At 40.8% G+C, this 12,816-nt stretch carries 12 protein-coding genes; all 12 read left to right on the top strand.

Translation table 11 applies throughout. The features are described from left to right. Positions 1 to 9: 9 nt before the first annotated feature. Positions 10 to 456, top strand: coding sequence for a hypothetical protein (locus VEIS1202513_RS01710; protein ID WP_024064651.1), 447 nt, complete (start codon positions 10 to 12; stop codon positions 454 to 456). Positions 457 to 467: 11 nt separating this feature from the next. Continuing rightward, positions 468 to 908, top strand: a complete 441-nt coding sequence (locus tag VEIS1202513_RS01715; RefSeq protein ID WP_105094718.1) for a hypothetical protein — start codon at positions 468 to 470, stop codon at positions 906 to 908. A gap of 433 nt (positions 909 to 1,341) precedes the next feature. Continuing rightward, positions 1,342 to 1,833, top strand: a complete 492-nt coding sequence (gene purE, locus VEIS1202513_RS01720; RefSeq protein WP_105081468.1) for a 5-(carboxyamino)imidazole ribonucleotide mutase — start codon at positions 1,342 to 1,344, stop codon at positions 1,831 to 1,833. Between the two features lie 66 nt (positions 1,834 to 1,899). Continuing rightward, complete coding sequence (purC, locus tag VEIS1202513_RS01725) at positions 1,900 to 2,628, top strand: phosphoribosylaminoimidazolesuccinocarboxamide synthase (RefSeq protein WP_119206619.1); 729 nt, start codon at positions 1,900 to 1,902, stop codon at positions 2,626 to 2,628. Between the two features lie 9 nt (positions 2,629 to 2,637). Continuing rightward, entirely contained in the window at positions 2,638 to 4,056 is a 1,419-nt protein-coding gene (gene purF, locus VEIS1202513_RS01730; protein ID WP_213467672.1) for an amidophosphoribosyltransferase, read from the top strand. Next, positions 4,043 to 5,104, top strand: a complete 1,062-nt coding sequence (purM, locus tag VEIS1202513_RS01735) for a phosphoribosylformylglycinamidine cyclo-ligase (protein ID WP_213467673.1) — start codon at positions 4,043 to 4,045, stop codon at positions 5,102 to 5,104. The genes purF and purM overlap by 14 nt, the downstream gene beginning before the upstream one ends. Then, the gene (purN, locus tag VEIS1202513_RS01740) at positions 5,097 to 5,714 is read left to right on the top strand and encodes a phosphoribosylglycinamide formyltransferase (RefSeq protein ID WP_213467674.1); all 618 of its coding nucleotides are present in this window, start codon (positions 5,097 to 5,099) and stop codon (positions 5,712 to 5,714) included. The genes purM and purN overlap by 8 nt, the downstream gene beginning before the upstream one ends. A 24-nt stretch (positions 5,715 to 5,738) precedes the next feature. Further along, positions 5,739 to 7,268 carry a bifunctional phosphoribosylaminoimidazolecarboxamide formyltransferase/IMP cyclohydrolase gene (gene purH, locus VEIS1202513_RS01745; RefSeq protein WP_213467675.1) on the top strand — a complete coding sequence of 510 codons (1,530 nt, stop codon included), beginning with the start codon at positions 5,739 to 5,741 and terminating at the stop codon, positions 7,266 to 7,268. Between the two features lie 131 nt (positions 7,269 to 7,399). After that, on the top strand, positions 7,400 to 8,662 hold the full coding sequence (gene purD, locus VEIS1202513_RS01750) for a phosphoribosylamine--glycine ligase (RefSeq protein WP_213467676.1): 1,263 nt from the start codon (positions 7,400 to 7,402) through the stop codon (positions 8,660 to 8,662). Between the two features lie 320 nt (positions 8,663 to 8,982). Next, positions 8,983 to 10,125, top strand: coding sequence for an isochorismate synthase (locus tag VEIS1202513_RS01755; RefSeq protein WP_213467677.1), 1,143 nt, complete (start codon positions 8,983 to 8,985; stop codon positions 10,123 to 10,125). Positions 10,126 to 10,164: 39 nt separating this feature from the next. Beyond that, positions 10,165 to 11,955, top strand: a complete 1,791-nt coding sequence (gene menD / locus VEIS1202513_RS01760; RefSeq protein WP_213467678.1) for a 2-succinyl-5-enolpyruvyl-6-hydroxy-3-cyclohexene-1-carboxylic-acid synthase — start codon at positions 10,165 to 10,167, stop codon at positions 11,953 to 11,955. Continuing rightward, a complete protein-coding gene (menH, locus tag VEIS1202513_RS01765) occupies positions 11,952 to 12,812 on the top strand; it encodes a 2-succinyl-6-hydroxy-2,4-cyclohexadiene-1-carboxylate synthase (protein ID WP_213467679.1) in 861 nt (286 codons plus the stop codon). Before menD ends, menH begins: the two co-directional genes overlap by 4 nt. Positions 12,813 to 12,816 lie beyond the last annotated feature (4 nt).

A 12,816-nucleotide genomic window follows, 5' to 3' on the forward strand; every position in this document is an offset into this window, starting at 1 on the left:
GAGGGAATTATGAATCAAAAAGCAGAAAAATTCGACTTACTCATCGCTGACCTAAACAAAGGTGGTAACTCTTGGTTTACAAAGGAAGAAATGACAGACGATCTTCATACAGTCGTTTATCACGGCCGTTTGGATGTTCATGAGCATAGCTTGCCTGTATTCATCGTTGTGGATGATTCTGCATTCTCCTATGCTCGCATAGCTATCACAACCACATCTATTGATGAAAAAGTGATTCCTGCTGTGTTAAAAGAACTTAACACATTGAATCAAGATTATAAAGTATCTAAATACTATGTAAGCAATGAAGACAATAACATCTATATGGATGTATCTGTTCCTGGCTTGACAGAACAGTTTGATCCTACAGTAGTAGTTAATTTATTGCTTGAAGTTGTTCAACCACACTTAGATGCTGTGCATAAAGGCATTCTTAAAGTAGCTGGTTTAGCTTAATAGAGGTTGTTATGAATCCTAAAGCGTTATTATTTGATAAGTTTTTAAAAGACGAAGAAATCACATCCTTTGAACGTAAGGATTTTGATGATGAAGACGGTACTGTTGTATACCGTTCTTACATTAAATCCCCGTTGTGGGATATGCCGTTATTTGTCATTCTTGATAACAGTATTTACAGTGTTATTCGTTTGGTGTTGGGCCCTGAAAAGGTAACTGCACAAAATATGAATGCCTTGAATGCTTTGATTAACCGTGACAATGCGACATACAAAAACTATAAACTATATATTGATGAACAAGATTCTAGTCTATATTTGGACTGCGTATATATGTGTGGTGATGATGCGTTTGAACCTGCATTAATGTATGCATTGATGTCTTCTATTGTAGATTATGTACCTGAAGCTGTAGGTGAGTTGAAAGCTGCTTTTGAAAGTGGTACTCACTAATCAATAACAAATATATATTAATGAGCGTAATGTTCGGAAATTAAATAAAAGAGGGTATTCTATCTTTATAGATAGAATACCCTCTTTTATTTTTCTGGAAAATATATATATGGTGTGAAATAGTGCGTTTATTGCAAGGATATTTTTGTACAAGTTGAGAGGGGATTTGTAATCAACCAATTTGAATAAAGTTGATATAATTAAAATTGATATTTTCAAATAGTTCGGAATATAACGAATAATAAAAATAATTAATTATATAATATTCGAAAATTGTGTTGATTTTGTAAATGTTAGGTGTTACAATTTGTGTACAAGAAGGAGGTAGCACCGTGAACTATGCAAATCAACAAACTCAAAGCAAGTCTACGGAGGCTATTTGTGCGCATTTGACCCAGTCTGTTTAGGCTGGGCTTTTTTATTAGGAGGATCTATGAAGGTCGGTATTATTATGGGCAGCAAGTCTGACCTAGACACAATGAAAAAGGCATCTGCCGTACTTGATGAATTTAACATTCCTTATGAAATGGTTATTGCTTCAGCTCATCGTACACCTGAAGCTGTAAAGGATTTTGTTACACGACTTGAAGATGAAGGGGCCATCGCTTTTATAGCTGGTGCTGGTGCAGCGGCCCACTTACCAGGTGTAGTAGCTAGCTTCACTACATTGCCTGTTATCGGAATTCCTCTTAATGCAACAGCTTTAAAAGGTATCGATTCCTTGCTGGCTATTGTTCAGATGCCATCTGGTATGCCTGTAGCAACTATGGCTGTAGATGGTGCTAAAAACGGAGCACTTTTTGCAGTCCAAATTGGAGCAGCTTTCAACAAAGAATTGAAAGACCGATATGTACAGTATCGCAAAGATATGGCTGAAAAAGTATTAGCGGACAATGCTGAATTACAAGGTGCCATTAAACTATAATTGTTTGAAGCGTTTACATCATCATTTATACATCTTTGAATAGATAAGAGTAAAAGGAGACACATCATGGCTAACATCGACTTAGAAAAATTAACATTGTTGTACGAAGGTAAAGCAAAACAAGTATATCAAACAGATAACAAAGATGAGTATATCGTTCATTACAAAGATGATGCTACTGCATTCAACGGTGAAAAACATGATACCATTCTTGGCAAAGGCGTATTGAACAATAAAATTTCTTCCTTCTTCTTTGAATTGTTGAAAAAAGAAGGTGTACCAACTCACTTTGTTCGTCGCGAAGATGATCGCAATCAAACAGTACTTACATTGGATATCGTTCCTTTAGAAGTTATTGTTCGCAACATTGCAGCTGGCTCCATGGCTAAACGCTTTGGTATTGAAGAAGGTACTCCTCTTAAACATCCAATCCTTGAATTCTGCTACAAAAATGATGAATTAGGTGATCCATTTGCTAATGAATCCCAAATCACAGCACTTGGCTGGGCTACGCAAGAACAACTTGATGTAATCTCTACTATCACTTTAAAAGTAAACGATATTTTGAAAAAATTCTTGGCTACTAAAAATGTAACCCTTGTAGATTTTAAATTAGAATTTGGTACACATAATGGTGAAGTATTATTAGGCGATGAAATCTCTCCTGATACATGCCGTTTCTGGGATGCTACAACAGGTGAAAAACTCGACAAAGACCGTTTCCGTCGAGATCTTGGTAATATCGAAGAAGCGTACAAGGAAATGTTATTCCGTCTTACAGGCGAACGCGCCTAAGGGGGCACGATGAACTACGATCCAGTTTTTGATAAATGGCATGAAGAGTGTGGTGTATTCGGTGTCTATGATAGAACCGTTGATGTAGCACGCTATGTATATTGGGGACTCTTTGCGCTCCAACACCGTGGACAAGAAAGCGCGGGCATTGCCGTTACCGATGGTCATGATGTAGAACTAAAAAAAGGTATGGGCTTGTTGACTGAGGCCATTAAAGAACTACCATCCTTACCAAGCCATATGGGGACTGGTCATGTGCGGTACTCTACAACAGGTTCCAATAATCCACGCAATATCCAACCGTTAGTAATTCATTACCAAGGCGGTCAAATTGCAGTGGCTCATAACGGTAATTTAACGAATGCTTTAGCTATTCGCAAACGCCTTGAAGCAGATGGATCTATATTCCAAACGACTATGGATTCTGAGGTTATCGTAAACCTCATTGCTCGCTCTAAAGCTGAGACACAAGAGGAACGCATTGCCGATGCAGCCCGTCAAATTGAAGGAGCCTTTTCTCTTGTTATTACTACGAACGACTCCTTGGTAGGTGTGCGTGATCCCCAAGGCTTTAGACCTCTTTGTTTAGGCAAAACTGCAAATGGCTATGTCCTTTCTAGTGAAAGCTGTGCCTTAGATGCTATAAAAGCTGAGTTTATCCGTCACATCGATCCAGGCGAAATGGTAATTATCGATGACTCTGGTGTACGTAGTGTTATCTATGCAGAACCAGAGAAAATTGACAAAAAGCTTTGTGTTTTTGAATATATCTATTTTGCCCGCGGTGATAGCCATATCGATGGTCAATCGGTATATCAATCTCGTCTTAATATGGGGCGTGAATTATATAACGAAACTAAATACGATGCAGATATCGTCATGTCTATTCCTGACTCTGGCACTACAGCTGCACTAGGCTATGCTCGTGCATCGGGCATACCATTTGCAGAAGGATTGGTGAAAAACCGATATAGCGGTCGTACCTTTATCAAGCCAAATCAAGAGGAGCGGGAATTAGCTGTTCGTATGAAGCTTAATGCATTGCCTCACATTGTAGGGGGCAAACGGATTGTCCTTATCGATGATTCTATCGTACGCGGTACTACGAGTGGTATTATCGTTAAAATGCTAAAGGAAGCGGGCGCTAAAGAGGTGTACATGTGTGTAAGCTCACCAACAATTGAGTATTCCTGTCACTATGGTATTGATACGTCGGTGCGTAAAGAGCTAATCGCTGCTACACATACAGTAGATGAAATAAAAGATTATATTCATGCTGACAAATTACATTATTTGTCTCGTGAAGGCTTATGTCGTGCTGTATCTGATATAGCGCATAATGATTTATGTTTTGCTTGCTTTAATGGTGATTACAGTGTAGAGGTTCCTGCGGAACAAGAGGAAGGGGTCAAATATGTGCTCGAATAAAACTAGTTTAACCTATCGTGATGCAGGCGTTGATATTGATGCAGGTAATCGCGCAGTGGAATTGATGAAAGAATCCGTAAAACGCACCTATACACCAGGTGTTGTTGGTGATTTAGGTGGTTTTGGGGGCCTCTATTCCTTAGCTGGTCACGCTATGTCTGACCCTATGCTCGTATCTGGTACAGATGGGGTAGGTACTAAATTACGTTTAGCTATCATGATGGATAAGCATGATACAATTGGCCAGGATTGCGTAGCTATGAGTGTTAATGATATTCTTGTGCAAGGTGCAACGCCTTTATTCTTCCTCGATTACATTGCAGTTGGTAAACTTGATCCTGTGAAAGTAGCAGATATTGTGCGCGGTGTGGCAAAGGCTTGTGAAGAGTCCGGATGTGCTTTACTAGGCGGTGAAACTGCTGAAATGGCTGGGTTCTACGATAACGATGATTACGATGTGGCTGGTTTTGCCGTTGGTATCGTTGATCGTCCTAAATTGATTACTGGTGAAAGTATCAAAGCTGGCGACGTAATTTTAGGTCTGCCATCGTCTGGTGTACATTCTAATGGCTTCTCCTTGGTTCGTAAAATTGTATTCGACCATAAACAGTTATCTATGGATACAAAAATTCCAGAGTTTGGTAAAACTTTAGGCGAAGAATTATTGACGCCTACTCGTTTATATCCTAAAGCTGTATTGCCGTTAATTGAACAACAGCTTGTAAAAGGCATGGTTCATATTACCGGCGGTGGCTTCTATGAAAATATTCCACGCGTATTGCCAAAAGGCGTGACTGCAGAGGTAGATGTCACTACATGGCCACGACTTCCTGTATTTACAAAACTACAAGAATGGGGTAATGTAGCATGGCCTGAAATGTACCGTACTTTCAACATGGGCATTGGTATGATTGTTATCGTTGATCAAAAGGATGTAGAAACGGTTAAAGAAAACCTTTCTAGTCGTGGTGAAACGGTATATGAAATTGGCCGCATCGTAAGTGGTGATGGTCCTGTTGTCCTTAAAGGGGCTGAGTTTGATGCGTAATTCTAAAAAGAGATTAGCCCTCTTTGCTAGTGGTCGTGGTTCTAATGGTGAAGCACTGTATAAGGCTATGCTAGAAGGCTATATTAACGGTGAATTTGTTGTAATCATTACGGATCATGGTACAGCAGGAATTGTAGAACGCTCTAAATCTTGGAATATTCCACTTATTGTTATGGAACGTAGCAACTATGATTCTAAAGCTAGCTTCGAACAGGCTCAACTAGATGCTTTAGAGCCTTATAAGGTTGATGGTATCGTCTTGGCAGGCTATATGCGTATTGTCGGTGCTCCTTTGATAGAGCGATATGAACATCGTATATTAAATATTCATCCTGCTCTGTTACCATCATTTCCAGGCCTTCATGGTCATCAACAAGCCATTGACGGAGGCGTAAAAATTACAGGGTGTACGGTACACTTTGTTGATGCGGGAATGGATACGGGGCCTATCATTCTGCAGAATACGGTTCCTGTATTACCCGATGATACGGAGGATACCTTGAGTGATAGGTTATTACCTATCGAACATAAAACGTATAAAGAGGCGTTACGGCTGTTTTGTGATGACAAACTCACAATAAAAGGGCGTGTTGTATATATTGAAGATTGATGTGTAAGCAAAGGAAGACGTTAGATGATTAAAAATGCATTACTTAGTGTTTCTGATAAAACAGGTATTGTAGACTTTGCAAAAGGTTTAGTTGAATTAGGTGTAACCATTTATTCCACAGGTGGAACTCTTAAAGCCATAACCGATGCAGGCATTGCAGCAAAAGCGGTTGAGACGTTGACTGGTTTTCCTGAAATGATGGACGGCCGTGTAAAGACCTTGCATCCCAAGGTTCATGGTGGTATTTTGGCAATTCGCGATAATACTGAACATCAACAAGCTATGGCTGATCATGGTATTGAACCAATTGACCTTGTTGTTGTCAATCTCTATCCATTCCGTGAAACCATTGCCAAACCAAATGTATCCTTAGCGGAAGCTATTGAAAATATTGATATCGGCGGTCCTACCATGGTGCGCTCTGCTGCGAAAAACCATGCGTATGTGGGCATCGTTGTAAATCCAAACCATTATGATGAAATCTTAACGATGCTTAAAGAATATGGTGAATTGCCTAAAGAACATCGCTTTGGTCTTGCAAAGGAAGCCTTTGCTCATACTGCAGCTTATGATGTAGCCATTGCTAATTATATGAGTGGTGTCTTAAACGAAGGTCCTACACCACCTGAATATTTAAGTGCTTATGAAAAGGTAACTGACCTTCGGTATGGTGAAAATCCGCATCAAAAAGCAGCATTCTACAAAGAAATTGGCAAAGCTCATGGCATGGGGGCCTTGAAACAACTCCATGGTAAAGAGCTTTCCTATAATAACATCGTAGATATGGAAGCGGCTTGGAATATGGTGTGGGAGTTTACAGATCCTGCAGCATGTATCATTAAGCATACAAATCCATGTGGCGCAGCTACAGCGACTACATTGCATGATGCTTATGTAAATGCCTACGAAGCAGACTCTGTATCTGCCTTTGGTGGCATTGTAGCTTTAAATCGTGAAGTAGATGCAGCCACTGCAGAAGAAATGAGCAAAATTTTCTTAGAAGTCATTATGGCACCTGCTTTCACAAAAGAAGCATTAGACATTCTCGAAGCAAAGAAAAATATTCGACTCATCGAATTATCTAAACCTGAATCTGGACAAGTAACAGTGAAAAAGGTTTCTGGTGGTCTATTAGTGCAAACAGAGGATGATATCCAAGAAGACCGCGCTAACTATAAAGTTGTTACGAAGGTTCAACCAACAGAGGAACAATGGAAAGCCCTTGAATTTGCTTGGAAACTTGTAAAACATGTAAAATCCAATGCCATTTTGATTTCTAACGAAAAACGTACACTCGGTGTGGGGGCTGGTCAAATGAACCGCGTTGGTTCTGCAAAAATTGCTCTTGAACAAGCTGGTGAAGCTGCTAAAGGCGCTGTATTAGCATCTGATGCATTCTTCCCATTCGGCGACACTGTAGAAACAGCGGCAAAACATGGTATTGCAGCCATTATCCAACCAGGTGGATCCATTCGCGATGAAGAATCCATTAAAGCAGCTGACGAAGCAGGAATTGCCATGGTATTTACAAGTATTCGTCACTTTAAACATTAATTTGTTTAGTCTGATTGAGGGTTACAGTCGAGCACTAGCTCGTAATCATTGATGTGTAATGATGATTATAGAGGATATAGGTGCTTACATAAATGATGTATTGATGGCGTTTAGGCGCCGATGGAGGACTTATGAAAGTATGTGTAATCGGTAACGGCGGCCGCGAACATGCATTGGCATGGCGATTGTCCATCAGCCCTAGCGTAACAAAGGTATATGCCATTCCTGGCAGTGCGGCCATGTCAGATTGTGCAGAGCTAGTTGGCATTGATTGGCAACAAAGTGATCATTTAATTAGCTTCTTGAAAGATAATCATGTTGATTTGGTCGTTGTTGGTCCTGAGGCTCCCCTTGTGGCAGGTCTAGCAGATACACTTAATACAGCTGGAATTCCTGTATTTGGCCCATCCAAAGCAGCTGCTCAGCTAGAAGGATCCAAAGTGTTCGCCAAAGATTTAATGAAAAAATACAACATCCCAACGGCTGCTTATGGTGTGTTTCACAAGGTAGATGAAGCAAAAGAATTTATCGCTCAAACTGGTGCTCCTATTGTGGTTAAAGCTGATGGCTTGGCGGCTGGTAAGGGCGTTGTGGTGGCTATGACCATCGATGAAGCAAATGCGGCTGTAGAAGATATGCTCAGTGGAAACCGCTTTGGAGAAGCTGGTAGTACCGTTGTTATCGAAGAATTCATGGAAGGTGAAGAAGCGAGCTTGCTTGCCTTTGTAGATGGCAAGACTGTAGTTCCTATGATTGCATCTCAAGATCATAAACGCATCTTTGATGGAGATAAAGGTCCTAATACTGGTGGCATGGGTACCTATGCACCAGCGCCAGTACTTACTAATGCATTACGAGATGAGGCAATGAAGACAATTTTAGAACCTATGGTAGCTGCCATGGAGAAAGAGGGGATGCCTTATGTGGGCTGTCTCTATGCAGGTCTTATGATTACACCTCAAGGCCCTAAGGTTGTAGAATTTAATGCCCGCTTTGGCGATCCTGAAACACAAGTAGTATTGCCATTACTTGATAGTGACTTAGGTCAAATTATGATGGCTTGTGCCACAGGCACATTAACAGCTGATATGGTGAAATGGAAAGATTCCTCGGCAGCTTGTGTCATTCTTGCTTCTAAAGGATATCCTGAAACATCCTCCAAGGGTGATGTGATTCATGGTGATATTAAACAACACGATACAACCATCGTATTCCACTCTGGTACGAAACTCGTTGGAGATGAGTATGTGACCAATGGCGGCCGCGTTCTTGGCGTTGTAGGTCTTGGTAAAGACCTTAGAACGGCGCTCGATAGAGCTTATGGCCGTATAGAACACATTGATTTTGAGGGTATGCAATACCGTACAGATATTGGGGCGAAAGCTTTCAAATAAAGAAAAAGTATTTTGAATACAGTAACAGCGTTTTAAATACAGTAACAGCGTTTTAAATACAGCAAAAAAAACGTTTTGAACAGAGCAAAACCTCTACACTCATGCATATTACATGTGATGTAGAGGTTTTTATTTTCTACCTTTTAATGGTTACCTATGTTATAATAATGTAGATATAAAGAGGGCCCATCGACGTGTGATGGCGTTAGGCTCATCTCAAAATTTTGAAACCTATTGATGGCGCCTAATATGTAGAAGTACATCTTCTACATATTAGGTGTTTTTACTATAGTCTATTTTTCGTATAGCGACATACAACTATGAAATATAACAAAGAACCGTTAAAACTGAATAGTCCGGTATCATTTTGGATGAATTTCCCCAATGAAGAACGTGTGTTTTGGGTGGATCGCCAAAGTGACCGCATCGTTGTGGGCGCTAAACGTCTAGCGACGGTTAAAGATGATGACGATCGCCATAATTACGCTTATGTATTTTATGGGGATACTTTTTTTGATACTGTAAAAGACCCTAAATGGTCTAATATGGGCCATGAAATGATTGCGTTTACCCATTATTACATCGTAGAAAATGGGGAATCTTTCTATCTCCATGCTGGTGAAAGCGTACCCATCGAGGATTTTGAGGTGCCTCGCGTACGCCATAACTTCAAGGAAACCAGCGATGATAAGGCTGCTTGGGATAGCCTTATGAAAGCTATTGCTGAGGGCATCAGCAGTGGTGAGATGACTAAGGTCGTCTCCTCGCGCGAGGTGGAATTCACTAGCGAAACACCATATAATGTAGCAAGTATCTTGGCTAACTTAGTGGATAATAATCCTAATTGCTTTATCTTTGGCTATGAAAAGGATGGGCGTACCTTTGTAGGGGCATCGCCAGAAATATTAGTCCGCCATCGTGGCAGTGAAATATTAAGCTATGCCTTAGCGGGCACTGCTCCAAAGGATGGCCCTAATGCGTGGACTGAGGAGCAATTACTAACTAATACAAAAAATATCATTGAACACAATATCGTTCGCGATTGCATCGTGAATACGATGAAACAAATTACTCCAGATGTTACGGTGGGGGAAACCGGCATTATGGAGTTGTCGCACCTCTATCATTTGCGTACCATAATTACCGCAAAGGATAGTACAAAATCTCTTGTGGAATGGGCCAAGTTGTTACACCCTACACCAGCCCTTGGTGGTGAACCTCGAGAAAAGGCGCTAGCCTTATTACAAGAGTATGAATCCCATGAACGTGGCATGTACGCAGCCCCTTTTGGCTTTATGAAAGATATGGGGGACGGCATCGTTGTAGTTGCTATTCGATCTGCCCTTATCATGGATAATGTATTGTATGCCTATGCAGGATGTGGTGTTGTAGCCGATTCTAATGCGGATGAAGAATACGCTGAAACTAATAATAAAATGCGCACCATCTTGGATGCTTTATAATTGTTTCCGTACCTCTAGGGGTGTTTGAAAGGGAATATAATGAATGAATATATTGCTGCCTTGGTAGACGAGTTCTACCAACTCGGCGTCCGTCATGCGGTGTTTAGCCCTGGTTCTCGTTCTACGACGATGGCCATGCTGTTCAAGGAGCATGAAGGATTTGAAACCTATATGAATATAGATGAGCGCTCTGCTAGTTTTATGGCTCTTGGCATTGCAAAGGCTCATAAAGAACCGACTGTACTCGTTTGTACCTCAGGTTCGGCTGTGGCCCATTATTTGCCAGCTATTTTGGAAGCGCAATATAGCGGGATACCGCTCATTGTATTATCTGCTGATAGACCTCATACATTATTGCATGTAGGGGCTCCTCAGACTGTAGATCAGCACAAAATCTTTGGTACTGCGGTCAATTATTTTGAAGAATTAGCTGTGCCTCAAGAATCTCATTACTATACATATCCTCGCCAAGTGGCTCGTAAGGCCTATATGAAAGCGATGGATACGAAAAAAGGGCCAGTCCATATCAATGTACCTCTCTTTGAACCATTGGTGCCAGAATTGAGCCGTAACCATTTTGAGGCTGGTCGCAGTTCCTTTAAAGTGGTTAAACCAAACTATAGAGGTGTGTTTGGCTGTGATAATAGAAAGAAGTTGCCTCATATTAATAATGCAGTTGATATTGCTCATGGAAATGATGGTACAAATGAGATTAATGATTTATTTGAAAGATATGAGCGTATCCTTATCCTAGCAGGCCCGCAGATCGATATAGATGAAGCTAATACGATACATTCCTTTGGGGCGGCTTTACAAGCCCCTATTTTGGCGGATCCCTTGTCTAATGTAAGACGACGTTATAACTCGGCGGATAATCAAAGCAATAAAGAGGGGATTGATACTAATAATGTTGTTATCTCTACGTATGATGCAGTATTAGCAGGGCAAGCTCTTTGGCATGAGTTAAAACCAGATTGTGTAATTCAGTTTGGCCAAATCGTTGTATCTAAACGTGTACAACAGATGATTGCTAGCTGGACTGATGTGGAGTACATTGAGGTAAATCCTACCATGGACTCTATGAATCCAACAGGTAAAACTACGATACAAATGCAAGCTAGCATTGAGGTATTTACAAATTTATATGGCAAAAATAATAGCTCTGATACGTACTTAAATATATGGCAACGGTTGGAACAAGAGGGCAAGATGCAACTAAGTACAGCTATCGATGAGCCTCATTGCTTTGAAGGTCGAACCATACGTGAGTTACAAGATCACATCCCTGAAGATGGACAAGTTTTTGTTGCCAATAGTATGACGATTCGCGATTTTGATTACTTCTGGTTCGGTGGAGAATCTAAGGCTGTTCTTTATGGCAATCGAGGTGTCAATGGTATTGATGGCACTATTTCTACGGCTCTAGGACTTGCAGCCAATGGTAAACCTACGTATTTAGTAACAGGGGATTTATCCTTGTTCCATGATTTGAATGGATTGGCTGTGGCCAAAACTCATAATCTAAACTTAACCATTATTTTGCATAATAATGATGGCGGCGGTATTTTTGAATACTTACCGCAAAAGGGGACAAAGCATTTTGACTACTTGTTCTCTACATCACAAGGTTTAGATTACAGTGGGGCTGCCAAAATTTATGGTTGTGGCTATACTAAAATCTCCAGCCCCGATGAGTTGAGTTCTGTATTGGCTAATGTTAGCCAAGAAACAGGCGTTCATATCATTGAAATTCCTACAAATCGGGAATATAGCAGAGAATTGCATAAGAAATATACGAAGGTTTCAGTTGATATGGAGGCATTACTATGAGTCAGTATTTTTGCAGTATTGTAGATAATGCTTTGTGTAATCCAGCTCAGCGCATGTACTTTGACTTAGGGGAATACCGCTACGGTTTGACTGTAGTTGGCGATGGGGAACCTATCGTGTGTCTCCACGGTTTTTCCGAATCGAGCTACACTTGGGACGCTATTAATCTGCCTGGATATCGATTGGTCCGTATCGATTTGATAGGTCATGGTGATTCAGATATTCCTGACGAGGATGAGGCCTATACAATCCCTCAAATGATAGAGGACTTGCATACGGTTATTTATCATATGGTTGGCAACAGCTATTACCTCATGGGCTATTCCATGGGGGCCCGTATAGCGCTTTCCTATGCTTTGGAATATGAAAGTGAAATCAAAGGGCTTATCCTTGAAAGTGGCTCTGTAGGGATTGCTTCGGAGGCTGAACGAGCAGAACGACGCAAGGACGATGAAGAATTAGCTCACCAAATCGAACATAACGATGGTTCTTGGTTTGCTTCCCGTTGGGCGGAGGCTCCTATTTTTGAAAGTCAAAAGCAGCTTTTACCCGCGGTCACTGAATTAATTCATTTACGTCGTGCCCATAATAGTCCGTATGCATTAGCGTGTACCCTTCGTGGGTCCGGCCAAGGTGTTATGACCTATGTCGGTGATCAGTTAGAAAAATTATCATGTAAAGGCCTATATGTGAGTGGCGCATTAGATACAAAATATACTACAATAGGAAGAGATGTATTTGGCAAGTTGCCAAACTTTAAACATGTCGTCGTCGAAGGGGCGGGGCATAATGTACATATAGAAAAACCGCAGATGTTTGAACAAGCGGTATTAGATTTTTTACACAAGAAAGGTTAAGTCT

Source organism: Veillonella orientalis (assembly GCF_018406505.1).
Taxonomy (GTDB): Bacteria; Bacillota; Negativicutes; order Veillonellales; family Veillonellaceae; genus Veillonella; species Veillonella nakazawae.

Bases quoted from the DNA above. Each gene is read 5' to 3' on its own strand.
- VEIS1202513_RS01710 (WP_024064651.1), top strand. From the start codon at position 10: ATGAATCAAAAAGCAGAAAAATTCGACTTACTCATCGCTGACCTAAAC.
- VEIS1202513_RS01715 (WP_105094718.1), top strand. From the start codon at position 468: ATGAATCCTAAAGCGTTATTATTTGATAAGTTTTTAAAAGACGAAGAA.
- purE (WP_105081468.1), top strand. From the start codon at position 1,342: ATGAAGGTCGGTATTATTATGGGCAGCAAGTCTGACCTAGACACAATG.
- purC (WP_119206619.1), top strand. From the start codon at position 1,900: ATGGCTAACATCGACTTAGAAAAATTAACATTGTTGTACGAAGGTAAA.
- purF (WP_213467672.1), top strand. From the start codon at position 2,638: ATGAACTACGATCCAGTTTTTGATAAATGGCATGAAGAGTGTGGTGTA.
- purM (WP_213467673.1), top strand. From the start codon at position 4,043: ATGTGCTCGAATAAAACTAGTTTAACCTATCGTGATGCAGGCGTTGAT.
- purN (WP_213467674.1), top strand. From the start codon at position 5,097: ATGCGTAATTCTAAAAAGAGATTAGCCCTCTTTGCTAGTGGTCGTGGT.
- purH (WP_213467675.1), top strand. From the start codon at position 5,739: ATGATTAAAAATGCATTACTTAGTGTTTCTGATAAAACAGGTATTGTA.
- purD (WP_213467676.1), top strand. From the start codon at position 7,400: ATGAAAGTATGTGTAATCGGTAACGGCGGCCGCGAACATGCATTGGCA.
- VEIS1202513_RS01755 (WP_213467677.1), top strand. From the start codon at position 8,983: ATGAAATATAACAAAGAACCGTTAAAACTGAATAGTCCGGTATCATTT.
- menD (WP_213467678.1), top strand. From the start codon at position 10,165: ATGAATGAATATATTGCTGCCTTGGTAGACGAGTTCTACCAACTCGGC.
- menH (WP_213467679.1), top strand. From the start codon at position 11,952: ATGAGTCAGTATTTTTGCAGTATTGTAGATAATGCTTTGTGTAATCCA.